20 protein-coding genes are annotated in these 21087 nt (G+C 57.2%); 12 read left to right on the top strand and 8 right to left on the bottom strand.

Annotated elements, in window-relative coordinates; genetic code table 11:
• Positions 1 to 129: 129 nt before the first annotated feature.
• From NT179_08960 to NT179_08925, 8 genes are all read left to right on the top strand, one after another.
• Entirely contained in the window at positions 130 to 1470 is a 1341-nt protein-coding gene (locus tag NT179_08960) for an ArsB/NhaD family transporter (GenBank protein MCX5722142.1), read from the top strand.
• A 283-nt stretch (positions 1471 to 1753) separates the two neighbouring features.
• Positions 1754 to 2527, top strand: a complete 774-nt coding sequence (locus NT179_08955) for a CBS domain-containing protein (GenBank protein ID MCX5722141.1) — start codon at positions 1754 to 1756, stop codon at positions 2525 to 2527.
• Positions 2528 to 2626: 99 nt separating this feature from the next.
• Positions 2627 to 2989: a hypothetical protein gene (locus NT179_08950; protein ID MCX5722140.1), complete on the top strand. Its 363-nt coding sequence runs from the start codon at positions 2627 to 2629 to the stop codon at positions 2987 to 2989.
• A 507-nt stretch (positions 2990 to 3496) separates the two neighbouring features.
• Entirely contained in the window at positions 3497 to 6328 is a 2832-nt protein-coding gene (locus tag NT179_08945; GenBank protein ID MCX5722139.1) for an oxygenase, read from the top strand.
• Positions 6329 to 6553: 225 nt separating this feature from the next.
• On the top strand, positions 6554 to 6772 hold the full coding sequence (locus NT179_08940; GenBank protein MCX5722138.1) for an AbrB/MazE/SpoVT family DNA-binding domain-containing protein: 219 nt from the start codon (positions 6554 to 6556) through the stop codon (positions 6770 to 6772).
• Entirely contained in the window at positions 6769 to 7065 is a 297-nt protein-coding gene (locus tag NT179_08935; protein MCX5722137.1) for a helix-turn-helix transcriptional regulator, read from the top strand. The genes NT179_08940 and NT179_08935 overlap by 4 nt, the downstream gene beginning before the upstream one ends.
• A gap of 880 nt (positions 7066 to 7945) precedes the next feature.
• Entirely contained in the window at positions 7946 to 8776 is an 831-nt protein-coding gene (locus NT179_08930; GenBank protein ID MCX5722136.1) for a hypothetical protein, read from the top strand.
• 802 nt (positions 8777 to 9578) lie between these two features.
• Positions 9579 to 10313, top strand: coding sequence for an NADH-cytochrome b5 reductase (locus tag NT179_08925; protein ID MCX5722135.1), 735 nt, complete (start codon positions 9579 to 9581; stop codon positions 10311 to 10313).
• Between the two features lie 227 nt (positions 10314 to 10540).
• On the opposite strand, the gene NT179_08920 is transcribed toward NT179_08925, so the two are convergent.
• The 5 genes from NT179_08920 to NT179_08900 form a co-directional block, all read right to left on the bottom strand.
• The gene (locus NT179_08920; GenBank protein ID MCX5722134.1) at positions 10541 to 10732 is read right to left on the bottom strand and encodes a DUF2934 domain-containing protein; all 192 of its coding nucleotides are present in this window, start codon (positions 10730 to 10732) and stop codon (positions 10541 to 10543) included.
• A gap of 259 nt (positions 10733 to 10991) precedes the next feature.
• Complete coding sequence (locus NT179_08915; protein ID MCX5722133.1) at positions 10992 to 11825, bottom strand: IS1 family transposase; 834 nt, start codon at positions 11823 to 11825, stop codon at positions 10992 to 10994.
• 86 nt (positions 11826 to 11911) lie between these two features.
• Entirely contained in the window at positions 11912 to 13009 is a 1098-nt protein-coding gene (locus NT179_08910) for a P63C domain-containing protein (GenBank protein MCX5722132.1), read from the bottom strand.
• A 79-nt stretch (positions 13010 to 13088) separates the two neighbouring features.
• Positions 13089 to 13349, bottom strand: a complete 261-nt coding sequence (locus NT179_08905) for a hypothetical protein (GenBank protein MCX5722131.1) — start codon at positions 13347 to 13349, stop codon at positions 13089 to 13091.
• A gap of 250 nt (positions 13350 to 13599) precedes the next feature.
• Positions 13600 to 13860: a hypothetical protein gene (locus NT179_08900; protein MCX5722130.1), complete on the bottom strand. Its 261-nt coding sequence runs from the start codon at positions 13858 to 13860 to the stop codon at positions 13600 to 13602.
• Positions 13861 to 14183: 323 nt separating this feature from the next.
• Between NT179_08900 and NT179_08895 the strand changes: the two genes are divergently transcribed.
• The 3 genes from NT179_08895 to NT179_08885 all read left to right on the top strand — a co-directional run bounded on the left by NT179_08895 (position 14184) and on the right by NT179_08885 (position 16324).
• Complete coding sequence (locus NT179_08895; protein ID MCX5722129.1) at positions 14184 to 14831, top strand: DUF3365 domain-containing protein; 648 nt, start codon at positions 14184 to 14186, stop codon at positions 14829 to 14831.
• Positions 14832 to 14869: 38 nt separating this feature from the next.
• On the top strand, positions 14870 to 15400 hold the full coding sequence (locus NT179_08890) for an alpha/beta fold hydrolase (protein MCX5722128.1): 531 nt from the start codon (positions 14870 to 14872) through the stop codon (positions 15398 to 15400).
• Between the two features lie 330 nt (positions 15401 to 15730).
• A complete protein-coding gene (locus tag NT179_08885) occupies positions 15731 to 16324 on the top strand; it encodes a DNA-3-methyladenine glycosylase I (GenBank protein MCX5722127.1) in 594 nt (197 codons plus the stop codon).
• Positions 16325 to 16467: 143 nt separating this feature from the next.
• Here the strand turns inward: NT179_08885 and NT179_08880 are convergent, their stop codons facing one another.
• Positions 16468 to 17421, bottom strand: a complete 954-nt coding sequence (locus NT179_08880; protein ID MCX5722126.1) for a hypothetical protein — start codon at positions 17419 to 17421, stop codon at positions 16468 to 16470.
• Between the two features lie 283 nt (positions 17422 to 17704).
• On the opposite strand from NT179_08880, the gene NT179_08875 reads away from it, so the two are divergent.
• Positions 17705 to 17845 carry a hypothetical protein gene (locus NT179_08875; protein ID MCX5722125.1) on the top strand — a complete coding sequence of 47 codons (141 nt, stop codon included), beginning with the start codon at positions 17705 to 17707 and terminating at the stop codon, positions 17843 to 17845.
• Positions 17846 to 17874: 29 nt separating this feature from the next.
• On the opposite strand, the gene NT179_08870 is transcribed toward NT179_08875, so the two are convergent.
• Positions 17875 to 19494, bottom strand: coding sequence for an NAD(P)/FAD-dependent oxidoreductase (locus tag NT179_08870; protein ID MCX5722124.1), 1620 nt, complete (start codon positions 19492 to 19494; stop codon positions 17875 to 17877).
• 237 nt (positions 19495 to 19731) lie between these two features.
• A complete protein-coding gene (locus NT179_08865; protein MCX5722123.1) occupies positions 19732 to 20976 on the bottom strand; it encodes a murein transglycosylase domain-containing protein in 1245 nt (414 codons plus the stop codon).
• Positions 20977 to 21087 lie beyond the last annotated feature (111 nt).

Genomic DNA, 21087 nt, shown 5'->3' with positions numbered 1-21087 from the left:
CGAGAACGAAGCTGGCGGCCTTTTGGGGCATCCTGTTACACGACTTTCATTGCATTGTAGTGGCGGTCTCCCGATAATGCGTGAGAGGCTTTCGCTCAGTGGTATTGTTTACGCGACAAGGGGAATGGCATGTCTTCTGTGTCTGTGGCCCTGCTTATTTTCGGTGTGTGCTACTTAGTCATCATGACCGAGCGGATCCACAAGACGATTGTGGCATTGTTCGGGGCGGCGGTGATGATTGGGCTGGGCGTGGTGTCGCAAGACGAGGCCTTCTACTCCCATGAGTTCGGCATCGATTACGGCGTCGTGTTTCTGCTGATCGGGATGATGGTGATCGTGAACATTGTCCGGGAGACCGGTCTCTTCGAGGTCTTGGCCATCTGGGCGGCGCAGCGGGCCGACGCGAAGCCGTTCCGTCTGCTGGTGCTGCTGGCCCTGCTGACGGCCGGCCTCTCGGCCATGCTCGATAACGTCACCACCGTGCTGCTCATGGCGCCGGTTACGTTGGCCATTACCAAGCGGTTGGAACTCAATCCCATTGCCTTTCTGATTACCGAGGCGCTGGCGTCGAACATCGGCGGGACCGCGACGCTGGTCGGCGATCCGCCCAACATTATGATCGCCAGCAAGGCGGAGTTGGGCTATCTCGACTTTCTGGCGGTCTTGGGTCCCATCGCGTTGTTGATCCTGGCTGTATTTGTGGCGGCGCTGTGGGTCATTTTCGGGCGAAAGATGACCGTGTTGCCGCATCTCCGAACGGCGGTGCTGGCCTTGAACTCGCGAGAGGCCATTGTCGATCGGCCCTTCCTGTACCGTTGTCTCTGGCTGTTGGGGATCGTGAACGTGGGGTTCTGCGTCCATTCGCTCATTCATCTTGAGCCGGCCACGATCGCGCTTCTTGGCGCGAGCCTGTTCATGTTGCTCGGGCATGCGAGACGGAAGCCGGAGGATGGCGAGGAACTGTCCTATCTCACCGATGTCGAATGGAAAACTATCTTCTTTTTTATCGGGTTGTTCGTGCTGGTCGGCGGCTTGGTCAAGGTCGGCGTGATTCGCTATCTGGCCGATCAGTTGGTCGCGGTAACGCAAGGGAACCTTGCGGGATCGACGATGGCAGTGCTCTGGGGATCGGCCATCCTCTCGGCCCTGGTGGATAACATTCCCTATGTCGCGGCGATGAATCCGTTGATCGTGGACCTCGCCCGCTCGCTGCATCCCGAGATTACGGACTATGCCACCCTGGTGCATCAGCCGGACATCCTTCCCCTCTGGTGGGCTCTGGCGCTGGGCGCGTGCCTGGGAGGGAACGGCACGATCATCGGCGCGAGCGCGAACGTCGTGATCGTGGATATGGCGCGCAGAGCCGGCTATCCCATCTCTTTCTGGCAGTTCTTCAAGCTCGGGTTTCCCGTCATGATCGGGTCGGTCCTCATGAGCGCAGTCTACCTCTGGTTCCTCTTTCTCCGCTGACCTTGCCCCCTAAGCGGGTCCGGCCCGCGAAACCACATCAGTTGGGCCGTGAGGGGCTGGTGACCTTCACGCGAGTGGCCAGGTTGAGTGGGGTGATTTCGCCTGATGGAAGGTTGGCATGCTCTGCACCGAGTCGTCCGACTGTGTCCTCTGTCCCGGCGCAACCTCAAGGGCACATTCCGCTGCATCAGTGCGTCTGGTGCTTCTCCTGCCGGTCGCTTGCCCTTGCTGATCGAGCGGAGGTAAGATTTGCCATTCTCAGCCATTATCATTAGGAGGTGCCATGGACACGACGCGCACCACTCCCAAGAAACTACGGGTCTCTCTGGACCGGAGCATCGAGCAGCTGCGAAAGCAGCTCGCCGGGTTCGCTCCGTTCCTGGGCAAGGGCACGCCCACGCGCAGCCTGGATGAGTTCGACCTGGAAACAGAGCGTATGATTGCCGATCTTCTCGGGGAGACCTCCGAGTTGTTGGAGGCCTATGAATATGCAGAGGTGGGCGAGGCCGCTGGATTGGTGAATATGCCGGACGAGGCGCCGGAGGGCACGGGCATGGATAGCCTGCGCCAAAGCCTCTTGCAGCGCAGCCGGGTATTGGAAACCTGTATCTCGGAACTGGAGGCGCGCCGATCCGCCGAACCCAAGAAGCACAAGACCAGTCGGCAGGTCCTCACCGGCCCCCAGGTCGCCGAACACATGTCCTTCGACATTCGGAATGTGTCTCAGGATGCCAGCCTGCGAGAAGCGGGGCAGTTGATGCAGCAATGGAAGCTGGGTTCGCTCCTCGTGACGGATAGCCAGTCCTACGTGGGCTTCATCACAGACTCTATCCTGGCCCGCGAGGTGGTGGCCAAGGGGCTGGATCCCAATACGACCCTTGTCAAAATCTGCATGCGGACGCCGGTGGTGGCGATAGAAGGTGATCGGCCGATTATCGACGCCGTGCGCATGATGAAGGAGCAGGCCACCCGCCATCTGGCCGTGACGCAAGATGGGGCGATCATCGGGGTCATTTCCGTGAGCAACATTCTCCGATACTACTCGGGTGTCGTTTGACAACACGTCGCTCGTGAAGTGCCGTTCGTCTGGCGAGATACGTTTCTTGTTCATGCCATCTGCTTTCTAGCCATACGCTCCTATCAGAACGGGAGGTGCATGATGGGTCCAACCAAGGTGATCGTGAAAGAGAACCGGCTCTACGAGGTGGTGGGGGGAAAGCTGATTAAGGACGGGTTCGCCAGCCGGCAGGAGCTTGAAGACTACGTGAACCATCATTATTTGACCTTGCCGGTGGTCGACAACGCGGGGAACTCGTGGCTGCTTGACGGGAGTCCGGTGTATTGTCTCCGTGGCACGCAATACGAAACCGTGGACCATCAGAGGGTCCACCTCGCTCGGTGTCTCGATTGTGGGGGCATGGGGATCCGGGCGGACGAGTTGACGGTCGAGTCGGATTGTATCCGTTGTACGGCCTGCGGGCATGAATTCGATGCGCGATTGGAAATGATGGAAACGTAAGAGGGGCGCTGCCTGGTCACTGTCCTATGCTCGCACCCGTGGCCAACATGCGGCTGAACTCTTTACACTCCAGAGGCCTCAATCGTCGATAGCAGGCAGGTGTAGCTTCTTGGTCCCTAGATCGGCCAGTGACCGGTGTCACGCGAGAATCGTGAGTCCGGAAAATGTCTCGAATGTTGTTCTCGCTTCTCTGCAAGGCACAACGTTGAGTCGGCGCCTTCCAAGATCGAAAGAATGGCAGCGGATGTTCCGTTCGCCAAGATGCCTGCTAGGTCGAGCGACCACACGAACGTAGGTCCTTCTTCTCCTCCAAATGTTTTCGCACTGCTGTTTGCCGGCTGCGCAGCACAACAGGAATCAGCCCTGATCTTTCCCTCCCTCTGGAGCACCGTCACTTGATAATGCATGTATTCACACTTAGGGAATATTGACTCTATGTTGCCCGAGTCGTAGCCTGGGGCCGGTGATGTCGCGTGCAATACTTCCCAATCTTGAGGAGGGCTGCATATGAGACAGATACGTCGCCCATCAATGTTCGCAGTCATGACGGGGCTGTGCCTGCTCAGCGGATGCGATGTTGTGGAGTCCGGGATCGCCTGCCTGAAAGTGCTGGCACATGGCGACATCCAGCGAGTCGCAAAAACCAGGGAGGAGCGCTTCCTTGGAAAGGTTCCCGAGGAGCGGGCTCGTTGTCTCGGAGGAGACCGTGCCGTGGCATTCAGTCAGGGGCCTTGGCTGGATTGGCCGAACTTCTGGGGCGCGGGTGACGTCACGTCAAAAGTTCCACTCCATGTTCTGTCCGATGCCAAGTACATCGGTCCCAATGCGCATGGGATCAACGGCGCGCTCTATGAGTTAGAGCTGCAGCGGATCGAACTCATCAAGTTCAACCTTTTCGACAACAACGGGACCTATAAATCCTACGTCACAGGCCGCGACGGCAAGGCCGGCCCAGTGTTGAAAATCTGGCCGGACATGCAGCTGCCCCAGACCCATCCCAATTTCCAGGATGTCGGCACGAAACAGGTCTGCCGGGGCGAGCTGATCCGTTTCCGCACGCAGACGGGCATATGCAACGACATCTTCAACCCGCTGATGGGCTCGACCTATCAGCTCTTTGCGCGGAACGTGGAGTTCGACAGCACCTTCCCCGATCTGGGGCTGACTGAGGTGACGAAGAATCGCCATGGAGATCGCATCGGGCTCTTGAAACCGGACCCGCAAGTGATCAGCCGCAAGCTCTTCACGCGGCAGCAATCGTCGCAGGCCACATGCCGCGAGGGCTACGGCCTGCCGGGCGACTCGAAAGAGGCGCACTGCGAGTATAGGCCCGCGCCCTTCTTCAATGTGCTGGCGGCCTTCTGGATCCAGTTCATGATCCATGACTGGTTCACGCATCTGGAGGAGGGACATAACCAGCCTGAGTGGAAGTCCGTCGGCTGCGCCACGCAACTGGTCAAGAACGTCGAGCAGCCTCTGACAGGAGCGGAGATCCAGAAACTGGGCTGCCGCCCCGGCGACAAGATCGACGCGGCACTCATTGCCGAGGGCACGAAGCCTGAGACCTTCACGCAGGGAGGCAAGACCTATCTGACGAGGGCGCAGAAGACGACCCGCAACCATGTCACGGCCTGGTGGGACGCCTCGCAGCTCTATGGCTACGACGAACGGTCCGGCAAGCGAGTGAAGCGCGACCCTAACGATCCGGCCAAATTATTGCTGCTGTCGGTCCGGGAGGGGGCGGGCGACAAGCTGGGCTACCTGCCGGTCTTCGAAGCAGGCGATCCGATCAATCCGCAATGGTCCGGCCAGGAAGCCACGGCCTTTCCCGACAACTGGTCCATCGGGCTGAGCTTCTATCACAACGTCTTCGCGCGAGAGCACAATGGTTTCGTCGAGGAATTCCGGAAGCAGGCAGCCCAAACCCCCGAGGCGGACAGCGGCTTGAGAAATCCTGCCGACCCGGCTCACGTCATCCGCTACAGAGAGGTCACGCCGCAGGAATTGTTCGAGATCGCCCGGCTGGTCGTCGCGGCAGAGATCGCCAAGATCCACACGATCGAATGGACCACGCAACTGCTCTACAACGAGCCCTTGAACCGGGGCATGAACGCCAACTGGCAGGGCGTCTTCCACGAGCATGAGGCGGTGGCGGATGCGCTGAAGGAAGTCGTGCGCCGCCTTGAAGATTCGGAGGATGCCAGGAAAGCGAATAGCCGCTACGCAGCACTGGCCGGAGGGCCTGGCATCTTCGGGCTGGGCAACCATCGGTATGAGGGGGCGCCGATCCATGCCCTGTTCGATCGGAATAGAAAGGATCTCTGGTCTCTCGCAAACGACGAGGACATCAACGGCGGCGTCAACCATTTCGGCTCCCCCTTCAATTTTCCTGAGGAGTTCATCTCGGTCTACCGGCTGCATCCCTTATTGCCGGACCTGCTGGAATATCGTGAGTGGAACAAGGAGCCGAACGTCATTCGGAGCAAGGTGCCGGTGATCGAGACCTTCCGGGGCAAGGCCACCGAGGCCATGCATCAAAATGGGCTGGCCAATTGGGCGCTCAGCCTGGGTCGCCAGAGGCTGGGGTTGCTGACGCTCCAGAACCATCCGCAGTTTTTGCAGAACCTCAAGCTGCCTCGCCTGCAATCCTCCACGCAGCAGATCGACGTGGCGGCGCTCGATCTCATCCGGGACCGGGAGCGGGGCATTCCCCGCTACAACGAATTCCGCCGCCAGTATGGGTTGAAGCAATTGACCAGCTTCGATGACTTCATCGATGTACGGTTACCCAAGAACTCACCGACTCGGAACGAGCAGGAGCAGTTCGTGAAGACCTTGCGGGAAGTCTATGGGCAGCACCAGTGTGATGATTCTAAGGAAATCACCAAGGCGCAGAAGAACGACGATAGATCGGACATTAACGATTGCCTGGGCCATCCGAACGGCAGTTTGATTGACAATATCGAGGACGTCGATACGGTGGTGGGCTGGCTGGCGGAGTTCCGGCGGCCGGATGGCTTCGCCATTTCGGAAACCCAGTTTGTCGTGTTCATTCTCAACGCCTCGCGCCGCCTCTTCAGCGACCGGTTCTTCACTTCCAGTTTCCGCCCGGAGTTTTACAGCAAGCTCGGCGTCGAGTGGGTCACGAACAATGGGCCTGGGCCTGAGAGACCCGACTCCCCCATGAAACGCGTGCTCATGCGAACGATGCCGGAACTGGCAGGCGAGCTGCAGGGGGTGGTGAATGTGTTCGATCCCTGGGCGAGGGATCGGGGGGAATATTACGACTTGGAGTGGAAGGCGCGGGGAGGGGCGGAAAAAGATGAGGCGTTTAAATGAGTGTGAGGGGAAGGGAGCAGCCGGACCATCCTTCTTGCTCGCGGAACGCGCACGATCAGAATGTGCTCGTTCGACGCGCGCAGTGAAGGACAGCTCGGCTGCTCCTCCCCGCTTAGAGAGAAGTGGGGGAGATTTCTGTCGGACGGTGTGCGTGAGCGCAAAAGAGCGTGCGATTGAGCGGCGTTATATTTCTACGGTAATGTAACGCCTTGTCGGGAGGATATTATGGCCATTCATAAGCTCAGCAGTAAGAATCAGCTTGTCATTCCGAGGGAAGCTCGGAAGGCGATGGGCGTCAAAAGCGGCGATGAATTGCTGGTTGTCGTGAAGGGCGATCTGATGATCGTGAGGTCGAAGTCTAAGCGGTATGTGGGAACCTTGCAGGGGCTGGCCAAGGGCACGTATTCTTCCGACTACCTGAAGCGAGAGGGGGGAGCAGGATGAAACTGAAGATCTCATCGTCTAGCGGGAATGTATTCCGTGACCTCGGGTTTCGCCACGACGAGGCGGAGCATTTGCTGGTCCGGGCAGACCTCATGATCCAGGTGCAGAAGCTCATTGCGGCTCGCGGTCACAAGCAGAAATCGGCAGCCAAGATACTCGGCGTGACTCAGCCCCGCGTCAGCGATCTCCTTCGGGGCCGTATCGATTTGTTCAGCACGGATGCGTTGATTGACATGCTGGCCCGGCTCGGCGCGCAGGTGCGTCTCACAGTGAAGGTCCGCACTGCGGCCTAAGGACTGTACAACGACAGAAACGGCATGCTGTTCGTATTTCGTGAATCATGCGCGCCCCTCATTCCCCTGGTGCCATAGACCGTAAGCTCTTGTCATTCAATCTCAGGACTCAGCACTCAATTCTCACCAGCGCACCGAAGCCTGCCGGAACGATGGTTCGAGGCGCTGAGCGGGTAGCCTGGCCGTCCTCTTGCTCGCGGAACAGAGGAGGGGGTGGAGGCTGATGATCTTCTGTGCTCGCGCAACGCGTATGGTTCCAGCGTCGTTCGTCGACCGTGAAGCGTCCGAACTCTGGAACGAGATACGCTTCACAAGAGTCAATGCGACGCGCGCAGTGGGGGCATGCGGGATGTTCGTGCGGAGAGAGTTCATAGAACTAGGAGGAAGTCCCCATATCCTCCTAGTTCGCTTCCCCTATTTAATGGGTTGACACAATCGCTGACGGAAAGTAGCCTGGTGCTATTCTTTCACTCAAAATAAGAGGACCAATGCTTCCAGGGTTGTACTCAGTAGTTTTTTCGGCACCAGGCGGGAGTGCTGGTGTCGGTTTGGTAGTCGTAGATAACGGAAAAATTCATGGAGGTGACCTCACGTATTTATACCGTGGTACCTATCAGGCTGATGGCCAATCAGTAAACGCGAAGATTCATGTGTCGCACTATCGTGGCCAGCTCAATTCCATATTAGGCGCTATCAGTAATTTCGACTTGATACTGTCAGGCAAGGCTAGTGATTCTGGATTCACTCTGTCTGGACAAGTCGAGGGCTATCCGCAGCTTGCAATCTCAATTGCCGCTCAAAGACAAGCAGACCTCGTTTAAAGCGCATTCTCGCTATCAGTGAATCATGGCCGTATAAAATTAAAGCGTAGATTTGACGTATGGAATTTGTTTTTGCTGACGATGCTCGACAAGACAGCCCATCTAGGCCGAACATGGGCCCTATTGTTGGAATCGGAGGCATATGTGTACCCGATGGGCAAGTTGCGGATTTGGAAAGAAAGCTTAGTGATGTGTGCAAGAATTTTGGATTTCCAGACCGAGAATGCTTCAAGTGGTCGCCTGGCCGTGAGCTCTGGATGTGGCGCAACCTAATCCATCCCAAGCGGGAGGATTTTTTTCTGCAATCTCTGGCAATTGCTGATGCAGCAGGCGTGAAAGCTTTAGTGATCGCGGAAGATACACGATTTAAACGGGCTGTAGCGGGAGCGCCAAATCCTGAAGCGGATGTGACTCGTCTGTTTATTGAACGTGTGCACAACGAACTGGCCCGCCGGGATAAACATGGTGTGGTCGTCGCTGCACGGCCCAGCGGGGATCGGTCGGATGAGGACCGGTTTTTCGCAGACTGCCTTGAAACGGTAGAGTCTGGGACTATCTACGTAAAGCCTGATAGGCTTGCGCTTAATGTCCTCTCCTCGCAGCCGAAGCTTGTCCGCCTTCTTCAGCTTGCCGACGTAGTTGCCTCATGCTCTATAGCCAGGATTGGGGGAGAAGCTAAATATACACTTCCTGTATTCGAGGCCATAAAGAAGATGTTGGTAAGAGACACATCAAGAGTTGGAGGCGTGGGCCTTAAAATTCATCCCGACTATGAATATGCAAACTTATATCATTGGCTCCTCGGAGATTCACATTTCTGGAAAGGTAACTTGGGCGTACCGATGCCAATGAAGAGCAGGCCATATTATTCTGGTCCCTGCGTCCGTTAGCCTGAGATAGGTTGCTGGGATTGGTTTACTTTCGGCATGCGTGTTGGCTGAACTGACACGTCTTTACTTTTGGCGCGTTGACTTTTTTCTGAGAGCAGAATAGTCTGTACGGGTAAGTCGTGTACTTAGTAGGGAGTTTCTATGTATGCTTCGGTTGGTGAGTGGGTTCAATTGCTACGGCAAGGCGCGTGGATCAGAGTATGGACAGATCATGTCTATCATCACGGTATCTATGTAGGGAACGGTGAGGTGATTCATGCTCGCAAGGGGCATGGTGTCGTGCGAGCCCCGCTCGGTGCGTTTTCTTGTGGCAAGCCTGTCGAGATAGTAAGGGCTCCCTCGAATTCGATTCATTGCAGTCAAATTCTGCGAAGATCACAAAGTTGTCTTGGTACGCCCTATCATCTGTTCGATTTCAATTGCGAACACTTTGCCTCGTGGGCTTGGGGGGAGCAACCGCACAGCGAGCAACTTGTCACAGCTGTCCTCGTAACAGTGGGAATTGGAGTTACTTGCTTGGCAATGAGACGAGGCTAGTGGGTAGTGGGGGGATTCTGCCCCGCCCTTGCTTCTTTCCGAGAGCACCGGGGCGAAGAAATGGGAGTCTTTGTTGAAGTGCCTTGTCTGCGTGCGCTACGTGATTCCGTCTCTCGTCATTTATGAAGCGTGAAGCGCGATCAATCTTCCTAGATGCGGTTCTTGTTTCTGCTATCCGCCATACGCTATCGGCCATCAGCTCTTGGCGGGCTTGCCCGCCACTGCCTCAGTTGCGACCGATCTCTCAGGCTCGTATGATGGAGCCATGATGTCGGGACCTGTCACGCGCATCATGTCGAAGTTGCCCGTGCCGTACGAGCTCACGGCGGTTCATCGCGATACCCACGACACGAAGACCCTCTGCTTTGCCCTGCCTGACGACGCCACGTTGGATCTGTTGCCAGGCGATCATCTCTATGTCCATGCCACGATCGACGACAAACTGGTGAAACGGCCCTACACGCCGTCGTCGATGCCCGGCGCCACTGGGTACTTCGACTTGACGGTGAAGCGGTACGAGACCGGCGCGATGTCGCGGTATCTCCATGATCGGGAGATCGGAGACAGGGTGCTGATGAGCGGGCCGAATCCCGGTGGCCATTGGGTGGACGGTATGGCGAAGCAGGTGGGGTTTGTGGCCGGTGGTTCTGGCATCACCCCGATGATTGCCATTATTCGCTGGATTCTCGCCAAGAGCCTCCCAGTCGAGTTGTTTTTGCTCTATGCCAACAAGACCGAGGCCGACATCATTTTCCGTGAGGAGTGGGAGGAGGATGTCCGCGATCACGCGAGCTTCCATTGCTACCATGTGTTGAGCGAGCCGCCTGCAGGCTGGTCGCAAGGCACGGGCCGCATCACCGAGGCGGTGCTGCGCGAACATCTGCCGCCGCCCGGTCCCGATACCGTGATCTTTCTTTGCGGCCCTCCGTCGATGGTCGACGCGCTGGAAACGGCGCTCAAAGCGATCGGCCATTCCGAGCAGGCCATCATCCTTCCATAGCCACCAGTGCTGCCACCGTCCGCTAGGACAGGTAGAGGGAAAAGGGTGGGGCGTCTTTGTTGGTGTGCCTCGTCCTTGTGCGGCTGGTGCTGCGCGCTGAAGAGTGAAAGAGGCGGCTGTTTGTCTTGAAGGCAATAGGGCTGGTCAGGGCACAGCGCTACTACGCACCTGCTTCAGGGCGGATTGAGCCATCGAGAAGCGACAACTATACGCTGGTCTCTCCGTGATCAGGCGACTCGGCGCACGTGCGCCTTGCTGCGAGCGATCACTTGTCGCTCGGCCTCCAGCCAGTACTCGCAATCACGACCGTCCTGATTGCCGCCTTCGCAGTACAGCTGATAGGCAAGAGCACGAATCTCCTCTTCCATCGATTCGCCCGTATGGGAGGATGGTCCGGGTCCTTTTTGTTTTTTAGACATGATGGCTGTTTCCTTCCTGTGTTGTCTGAATCGCAATGAAAAGTCTTATGTCGAACTGTAGCATTTGTTCTCAGGATCGCAAGGCGACGGGGAAATAGGAAAGGTGGTCAAGATCCATTGTTGTTCGTTGTAGGCCAAGGGCCCTGCAAAACGGCTTTTTCGCAACTTTCAGGATCGGCTGATCACGAAGCTGTGAGGTGAAGAAAATGGCCGGGAGTCTTTGTCGGAGCGCCTCGTCCGCGTGCGGGATGGTAGTGGGTCAGTTTGAATCGAGCAATCCTGCGATTTCCCCCAAGCTCCACACATGACTCGCAATTCCAGCCTCCATCGCTGGCGTGACTCGGAGCGTTTGGTGAATCCTGGCGAAGTTGTAGTGCATGAAATGCAGGGCCACGGCATGGGCTTGGTTCTCAATCTTCTTGCTAAAGGCATTGGTCAGGCGGGTCATTCGTCGCATGCCCATACGCATGGTCATGTTTTGTCGTTCCACAAAGCTCGTTGATGCCTTGGCCAAATCTGGATTGCCTGACACCTTAATCTTCCTCGCTCCGCAACAATCCGCAGGGCTATACCGTGCCTGTCCGTCGCGTGGCGGAGCCGCATAAATCTTTTCCAGCATGGCGTAGTCCACATCCGCACCGAACGCGCCTTCAATGGCCCTGAGATAGGCTTTGTGCCCATCCGTAGTCAGTTGCACGCGATGGGCCAAGCGTGAGGCCAGATCGTCGATAAACTTTTTCGCGTACTCTGCGCTCCGTCCACCGACCAGATATGACACGATCAACTTGCTGTCTGCGTCGATGGCCGTCCAGGTCCACACATCACCAAAGCCGAGCTTGCCCTTCATCTCTTCAGGGACGTTCTTTTCTTTCGCGTAGCAAAACGACCAGATTTCATCGCACTGAATTTTCTTACAGGGAAGATTGCGAAGAGCGCGATCCTGATAGGCAGCGCAGGCCGTACCGAGGTCAGCCAAGAGTTTCAGGATAGTGCCCTTCGCTGCGCCAGTCATGCGGCAAGTAGCGCGGATGCTGTTGCCCTCAACCAAGGCGGCGATGATCTGAACTCGTTTGGCCTGCGTCAGCTTGTTCATAGCTTCCTCCGTGGTGACAGAGGCACTATGCTTGACCGATCAAGCATTGTCAATAGGCTGCCTGCAGACATCATTATTTCAGCAACTTACGCTGACCTAGATTCCTCTGACGGTGGAAGATAGAGCATGATTTGTACGGGATGGCGCCCAAATCTTTCGGCCATTTTCTGTCTCAGCTCTGGCATTGATTCGCATGCCGTTGCCATTCCTATCAGCATCCAAACATGTTCTGTAAGCCGCTTTAGACCATATTGATTGCTCAGCCATTGGTGATAGTTCTGTCCATGGCTGGGTTTCGGTGCATGCGCCCTCAACCAATCCGCCACATCTTTGTCTAGATACCCATAAACCAATTCCATAACCAGCTTGCCCCAATATTTTGGGCGTTGCGTCACAGATCCTTGCCATTTTGTAAGACGACCAAACTCAACCCATAATTGGTCAGGAAATGTCTTCTCCCATTTCCTCATTTCGTCTTCAAGATATAACTTTAACTTGAATTGCAGGGCATCTTGAGCACGCTCATATTGATAACCCGTGACCTCATCGACCAAGGCAACAACACCAACTTTAGCGCATGCCCTAAGAAAAGAATTGGCTTTAGCTGCAGTTGATCTCTGGCGCTCGGTCAGCTCCGCTTTCTCTAAAGCCGTAGAGTAGGCAACGCACAGATCCATGAACTTTTCGACAGGCAGACCCCATGAGTATTTTGCGAAGGATTTGTTGCCGGTATCGAACTTGATGAGAGCGGGAATTTGATCCCCTTCTCCAGGGACTAATTCCAAAGGTAAGAATGGCCTTAGGCTCTGGACTTTGATGTACTCGGAGAGCTGTCCCCCTTCGGTGCCGATCAGCCCTACTACCATTCCTTTCAAACTGAAGACTCGCTCCCCTGTCTCTAATACATAGCAGGGCAAGTGATCCTCTCCTATTTGCAACTCTCCCCAGTGGGTTGCATGCGGAATCTTTGACGGATTGCTTTTCTCGGTAGGCGCATCGTCAAAGAAATCATGGGGCTGCAGGCTAATCGCTTGTTTTTTGGCTAATTCAAGGAGGGGTTTTTGCCATTTAGAGGGAATCCCGTTGGCGTACCAATGCTGGATGGTGCTTTGTCGTTTGCCTAACAGCTTTGCGAGTGCTGATTGCCCACCGAATCGATCAATGATCGCACTTGAGGCCGCCATATTTACCCCTCCTAGGTGAACCGCCAGGAGGAATAGTAGCGCATTTATCGTTAGTAGTCAAACGATATTATCGTTACGATTAACGATCCTTTGACCATCGTGCATTTGCAGCCTTTTTAGCTATCTGTTTGCGTTTATTTGGGGAAAGCTTGCTGGCTCTTGCTTTGCCGCCCTTGAGTCCACCTAAACGACCCAAAGCGACAGCGGCAGGGTTCTTATCCTGCAGGTCTTTCTTCTTGGCAGGTTTCCCATTATGGGACGAATCGGCAGGCTCGCCAGTCACAGCCTGTAAAATCTCAAATGCTGTGACGTTGACATCTTTAGATGGTTTCTTTTTCATTCGGCCATCATACCTGACCGCTTAAGCATTCTCAAGATCATGGCTTTTCAAACTGACCCACTACCTGCGGGATTGCTTGGTTGCGCCTGTCTCGTTAGAATCCTTCCATGTCGATCTTTTTTTCGAGAATGTTTGGTCCCATGAAGCACTCTCTCGCGTTGGCTGCTTTGTTGGTCCTGCTCGCTGTTCCTTGTGGGGCGCAGGCGCCGCCGCAAACGCCGACTCCTCCTACTGTTCAAAATCAGGCGGGTCAGACTCCGCAAGCTGCTCTGCCACCGGTTACGTCCGGCGTCGGAGTTTCCACAGGCGGGCCGACATCGGTGCCGGTTCCCGGAGTTGGCTCCTCGGCGAGTTCAAGTGTCGGGAAGCGGTTTGGTTCTGCCGGGCAGGGACTCCCAGGAATGCCAGGCGGCCCGCCGATCAAGGGATCGATGGGCTCCCAGGATCCATCAGGCAAGTACATGCGCCCGCCAGTGATTCCGCCGGTGTTATGCGATCCGGCCGTCAACATCCCCTGCTAGAGGCAGGCTGCTGAAACAGCCCGCCAGCGTCGTTCTCGGCTCATCGAAATCCTCAACGTACCCCAAGGGTACGCCTCCGGTTTCGATTCGCCTGCGGCCTTGCTGGACGAACTGTTTGAGCAGCCTGCGGGAGTATTTTCCTGTCGGCCACACGTGTGGCACTATCAAATTCTTCGCGTAAACAAAAAGTAGGGACACGTTGAATTGGCTTCTGGCCTGCATGGTTGACGGCTAAAGTCGAATCGGCTAGGTTGTGCCCGTCCTCGTGAGGCTTCGCATTCTGCTGGTTTGGCTGTTGCTGTAGGAGGTTCGATTGAACTTCGGTCGCCCGGTTCTCATCCTTGTCCTGTCTGTCGGTCTCACCCTCTTCGCCTGGTCCGCCAAGGCGGCTGATCCTACGTTCGATCAGACGGCCCGGTACATCCTGGAAATCGTCAAGGCGTTTCGCACGGCCTATGTGCTGGACGTGGTCGAGCATCTGAGGGAAAGCGGGGTCGTGCCGAAGGAAGACTGGCAGAAGGATTCGCACTTCATGCCGCTTCCGGCTCAATTTGTGAAATCGGCTGCCGCGCAAGTGAACGGGTTTGAAATGGGCTTGATCGGCCTGAGCCCGCTCAATCCTGCGAATCGTCCCAGGACTCTTGCCGAAAGCGATGCGCTCGTTCAGTTGGAGAAGAATCGCGATGTGCGCGTGCTCAGTTTCGTGGACGGTGATCAGTTCAAAGCCATCTCGGCGGATCTCGCGATCGTTCAGTCCTGCGTGGATTGCCATAATCAGCACCCGCAGGCGCCACGCCAGAATTTTCGCCGCTGGGATGTGATGGGCGGCATCATCGTCCGTCTCAATCGGAATGCCTCGCCGGAAGGGCTCCCTCTGGGACCGGAGCCGTCCAGACGGCCAGTGGGACCGATCGAGCGGGCGATCCCGAATCCGACGGTGCCTGCTCCCTGGGTTCGCTAACAATTCCGCCTATCGCGCTTCATCATCACCGTGATCCTATGATACCGCCTGTGCTCATCCTGCCCGGCTTCGGTAACTCCGGGCCGCAACATTGGCAAACGCTTTGGGGCTTGCGCCATCCCGATTGGCAGCGCGTGGATCTGGGCCATTGGGACAATCCCGTCTGTGACGATTGGGTCCGCACGCTGGATGCTGCCGTGAAGGCCTGTCCTGCTCCTCCCGTACTCGTGGCCCATAGCCTCGCCTGTCTCCTGGTGGCCCATTGGGCGCAGCGCTCGACGCTCGTTCTGAAGGGCGCGTTTCTCGTGGCGGTGCCGGATCCGCAGAGCGAGTGCTTTCCTGCTACGGCTCGTGGATTTGAGTCTGTGCCGATGGAGCCCTTCGCCTTTCGGAGCCTGGTGGTCGCCAGCACGAACGATTCGTTCGGCTCGCTGGCCCATGCTAAAGACTGTGCGGATGCCTGGGGGAGCGCGTTCGTCGATATCGGCCAGGCAGGACACATCAACGCAGACAGCGGGCATGGGGCATGGGCTGAGGGCTATGCGCTGCTGCAACAATTCAGGGCCTAACAGGCTGCTGAAAATGCCCGCCAGCAGGGGGGGATGGCCCGGTGAGTCCCCTGTGCTCGCGCAACGCGCGGTCTCAGAAGACCCTCGTTGGACGCGCGCAGTGGGGGACTCATCCGGGCCATCCTAGGATAACGTAACGAGCAAGCTTGGAAGGACCATCGTTGATTGCTCGCCTGCGGCCTTGCTGGACGAACATTTTGAGCAGCCTGCGGGAGCGGGCTCCTGCTGTTTCCCATGCGCGGACCGACTTCGGTCGCATGAGACTGAAATGGTTTATTCCCGTTCATCTGAAGTAGAAGGCGGCTGTGTTCTGAGCCGATGGTTGTATTGATGCCCAAACCTGTTCGTCCGATTGTCGACAATAAAACTCGCTGTGGGTGGGTTGGGGCCAAGCCTCATTTCATTATCTATCATGACCAAGAGTGGGGCATGCCGATTCACGATGACCGGAAACATTTCGAGATGCTGATTCTGGAAGGCGCGCAGGCCGGCCTTACTTGGGAAACGATCTTGCTGCGGCGGGAAGGTTATCGGAAGGCATTTGCGAAGTTCGACCCGAAGAAGGTGGCGCGATTCACGGCGAAGAGGAAAGCCCTGTTGCTCAAGAATCCCGGGATCATCCGCAACCGGCTCAAGATCGATTCGGCTGTGACCAATGCGCAGGCCTTTCTTGCGGTCCAGGAGGAATTCGGTTCATTCGATGTCTATGTCTGGTCATTCGTCGGCGGTGAGCCGATCGTCAATCGCTGGACCAGGATGGCAGAGGTGCCCGCCACGAACGCAGTCAGCGATACACTTTCGAAGGATCTCAAGAAGCGCGGGTTTCGTTTCGTCGGCAGCACGATCATCTATGCCTATCTGCAAGCGGCAGGTCTGGTGAACGATCATGCGAGCGATTGTTTTCTGCGCGCGCCATCTGTGTGAAACGTAGGACTGCCGAGCGCTCTTCTTCCGAAACGTTTCACGCTTTACGTTTCACGTTTCACGAACAAAGGGGCGTGCCGGGGTTTGATCTCCGGCACGCCCCTGTGAGGGACCGGCCTCCCTTCTCTGCTTCTCCTCCTGTGTTACGCCGCGGTGCGATAGACCCACCGGGCATTGTTACGGTTCATCTCTGCCATCGCTTTCCGCTCCCGCAGCGATCCGGCCATCGTGAGTCCTCCGAAAAATACCGCGGCTAATCCGAGCGCGGCTGCAATCAGGACGCCCATCGGGACCTGCGGCAGGGAGGCTGTGTCCTGAGAGGCCACCACTGCCGGTTTGGCCTTGGGCTCTGCTGCGGCGAGCAGCTCGATCCGATCCGCCAGGGCCCCGGTGCGAACGGCTGCGGTGATTAAGCTGGCCAGTTGATATTGGTTCGCGGCCCGGCTTTCTTCGCGCGTGGCTTGCAGATGCGTCATCTGCAGAATCGCGCTACCCAGCTGCTCCTGGATCGACGCGCTCAGGCGTCTGTAGTTCTGGGCCGCTTCGACAATCCCGCGCCCAAGCGTCGCCTGCCAGGTCGAGGCAAACTCGATATCGCGCCGCTGCGCTCTGGCGTCGCTTCTGTGAATCATGAGGCTGTTGTATCGGGAGCGGTATCGATCGGCAGACAACAGCCCACTCTGAATGCCACGTTTTGTGAAATTCACGATCTCCCGGCCCATGACGGTCTGGATGCGGGCTGCATGATCGTCCGGGACGGTGATTGCGTCGCGGCGGACCGCTCCGAACGGTCCGCCGGGGAGGGATTCCAGATTCTGCTGGGCCAGGGTCGCCTTGTTCCACAGGGCGATGGCACCTGCCATGCCCTGGCTGGTTCGGCGCTCCAGGAGTTCACGCTCGACGATGGCTTGCCCGAGCGCTGGTTGGAGCATGGCCATGCCGGCCAGCATCTCCGTCGATTGCTCAATCGGCGTATACGAGATCGGGGCGACCTGGAATGTTCCCGTGGCTGCGACAAAAAACAGGAGTGCGCCGAAGACGATGGCGCACATGCCCACACCCACGATGACATCGATGGTGGTGTATTTGTAGGACATAACGACCTCCTGGTTGTCTCGGGCCATTCGGCGAGCGGTCAATTTCCGCGGGTCGTCCAGCTCGAGTGACGTAATACCGCGTTGAGTGAGTGACGGCGGACTTGTTCGGTCCGTTCTGTTGAATGAGGGTGCGAGAGACGGGGATGCTGTGAGCGCGTGACGGAGCGTGCGCGCAGGAGTTCCCTCGCGAGACAAGCGGGCTATATCGTTGGAAAGTGCGCGATTAGTACGAAGGTTACAACTGGCAGGGTCGCACCGTTGGATCTGTTTCCCAAGGAGGACCATGGCTACCACCTACTACCATGAGGCGGTTCGACAGGACACCTTTACGTTACGCTTGGGCCATAACCCCGTCAAGAGGGGAAAAGGTGAGGCTGGTGGCAGGCTGGCAGAGGCCGTGGCGTTCGTGAGAGGTGAGACGTGAAACGTCCGAATCGGAAAACGAACGACGCGTCACGAGATACGCTTCACGAGTCTCGAAAGCGACGAGGTGGATGAGAGAATTTCTCTTGCGGCATTTGCGCCGGCGATGCCCATGACTCCTCCGCCTGGATGGGCTGCGGCTCCACAGAGGTAGAGCCCTGTGATCGGGGTGCGGTAGTTGGCGAATCCCGGCACAGGCCGGCAGGCAAAGAGCTGATTGAGCGTCATGGCTCCTTGAAAGATATTCCCGCCGGTCAGATTGAAGGTCCGTTCGAGATCGAGCGGCGTCAACACTTGCCTGGCGAGGACGGAGCGCTGAAAGTTCGGCGCATAGTCGTTCAGGACGGCGAAGCAGCGATCGGCGAAACTTTCACGCAGATCGTCCCAGGTCGCGCCACGCAATTTGTAAGGGGCGTACTGCACGAACATCGACATGAGATGTTGGCCGGGCGGGGCCACGGTGGGATCGACGACCGAGGGGATCGTGCATTCCAGAATGGGCCGTTGCGACGGCTGCCCATATTTCGCCTCGTCGAAGGCCCGCTCGATGTAATCCAGGTCCGGGCTGATGTGGATGGTGCCGCGATGCTGTGGGCCTGGCTCCAGGCCAGGGCAGGCCAGAAAGTTCGGCAACTCACTCAGGGCCACATTGATTTTCAGCGACGCGCTTTCGTAATTGATGCGGCTGACGGCCTCGGAGAATTCTGCTGGAAGCTGCTGCGCGTCCAGCAAACGGGTAAAGGTCACCTGCGCATCGGCATTGCTGGCCACGACCGGCGCGTGACAGTCCTCTCCGTTGGCGAGGGAAACGCCCAGGACCCTGCCGTCCTTGACGAGGATCTTTGCCACCTCAGATTCGCAACGGATCTCGACCTTCAGATCACGGGCTGCTGCCGCTAATGATTGCGTGATTCTTCCCATGCCTCCCTGCACATAGCCCCAGACTCCTCGCTTTCCGTTTGTCTCACCCATCACATGGTGGAAGAGGACGTAGGCGGTGCCAGGCGTCGAGGGAGAAGCCATCGCGCCGATGATGGCATCGGTCGCGAGCGTCGCCTTGAGCTCCTCCGATTCAAACCAGCGATCCAGAATCTGCCTGGCCGGGGCGGTGAGAATTTCAAAAGCTTCGCTCATGGCTGGCCCCATGGCTTGAAACGGCTTGCCCGCTTGATAGAGCGTCCAGAGGTCTCGCAGTCCTGGATTTGCCAGATTGGGCGGGCTCATGGTCAGCAGCGGTTCGAGGACCGTGGCCATCCGTTCGAGCATGGCCTCGTACGCCGGATAGGCGTTCGCGTCCTTGAGGCTGAACTTGGCAATCTGTCGATGGTTCAGTGCCGGATCGGGACCGAGCAAGAGATGGCGGCCATCGGGGAAGGGCGTGAAGGAGGAGGGATTACGTTCCAGAATTTTCAGCCCGTAGGATTCAAGGCCGAGATCCTTGATGATCTCCTTGCGGAAGAGGCTGTTCACATACGACGCAGTGGAGACCTTGAAGCCGGGGAAGGTTTCTTCCGTCACGCAAGCGCCGCCGACGATATAGCGTCGCTCCAGCATCAGCACCTTCCAGCCAGCCTTGGCCAGGTAGCAGGCAGTCACGAGTCCGTTGTGACCGGCACCAACGATGATCGCGTCGTAGTTCTTCTCTCTCATGCTCACTCACCAGGCTGCTGAAAAAAGCCGGCAGCTTCGTTCTCGGCTCATCGAAATCCTCAACGTACCCCTGAGGGTACGCCTCCGGTTTCGACTCGCCTGCGGCCTTGCTGTCGGCCTTTTTGAGCATCCTATATGCAGTTATCTGTTGGGTCTGCGCCTGCAGTGTACCTGACTCAGTTATGAACATGAAGTGGAGCCATGCCTGTGTCGCGAGAGGGGCGAGGTGGGTCGTCCCTACTGAGCAGAAATCTCGGACGAGCTGACGAAGTATTTGCGGTAGCCGGTCACCTTCTCCAGGTAATGGCGGGTTTCTTCGTAGGGCAGGTGCTGGTGTAATTGGGCGTAGACGCCGGATGGCTGAAGGCTGTTGATCTGGTTGACGGCAGCCGTGCGGTCGCGTGAGAAGGTGCGGAACACGTTGCTCGGACCGGTGTTGTAGGCGGCGATCACGCAGTATTCGCGCGACACGTTGTGTGTGACTGGCTCCAGCTGATTGAACATCAAGACATTCAAATAGGCGGCGCCCAGCTCGACGTTGTTGGCCGGGTTGAAGAGGTAATCCCGCGAGGGGGACACGTCCTGGCCTTTCGCTTTGCGGTAGGCTTCGCGTCCTCCGCTGGTGGGGACCAGTTGCATGAGCCCATAGGCCGGAGCCGAGCTGACGGCAAAGGGATTGAAGTTGCTCTCGGTGCGGATGATGGCGAAGACCAGGCTGGGGCTGATGTGATATTGCTGCGCGAACTGGTGAACCAGCGTCCGGTATTTGTCCGCCTGCTTCACCGCAAGATTGGGCACCATCGCAATTTTGACGAAGTGGGCCGTCTTCTTGGTCCCCTCCTGGTCGATCGCCCTGGTGGCAGATTTCTTTTCAAGGAGATAGGTCGCGAAGGACTCCGCTTCTGTCGGCGTGCGCACCGGTTTATTCTGCTGATCGTGGACGAGGTCGAAGAGGTAGGGGGCCTTGTCGCCGGTGAGGACGATTTCTTTGTCGGAAAATAAATCGACCGCTCGGGGATCTTCCGGGGTCAGGATCGTCGTGACCACGGCATTCTTGAGACTGCGCTGAGGGTCTTGCTCGTCCAGCGTCTCGATCAGGATCTCGCCCGCATCGAAGTCGACGATGGCCCGACTCTTATAGTTCTGCGTGTACTTCACATATTTTTTCTGCTCGGGGAGTTTGACCTCTTCCTTGCCCCAGGTCTTTCCGACATTCACTCCGAGGGCGGTCAGGATGGCCTCTAGGTCTTTCTTGGCCTCCTGTAGGTCTTTGAGCAACGCATTGGGATTGCGCGCATATTGCTCAAGACGCTTCTTGGCGATCTGTGCCGGATCTTTTCCCTGAGCGAGATCGATGATGGTCTGGCCGGTTTGGCCCGTGGCGATTCGTTTTGCGGCACCGAGGGTTTGGTCGGTCGACTCACAGCCGGATGCGGTCAAGGCGAGGGTGACGATCAATAGTGAGGAGAGAGAAGCAGTCATGCGCATGGCTGCATTGTACAGAATTTAGTGCGGCCTGCAAGGCGACGGGTGCAGGATGCTGAAGCAGTCCGCCAGTTTCGTTCTCGGCTCATCGAAATCCTCAACGTACCC

This window comes from Nitrospirota bacterium, assembly GCA_026387665.1.
Taxonomy (GTDB): Bacteria; Nitrospirota; Nitrospiria; order Nitrospirales; family Nitrospiraceae; genus Palsa-1315.
The sequence above is the reverse complement of the archived record's forward strand: the minus strand, read 5'-3'. Positions and strand labels throughout refer to the sequence as shown.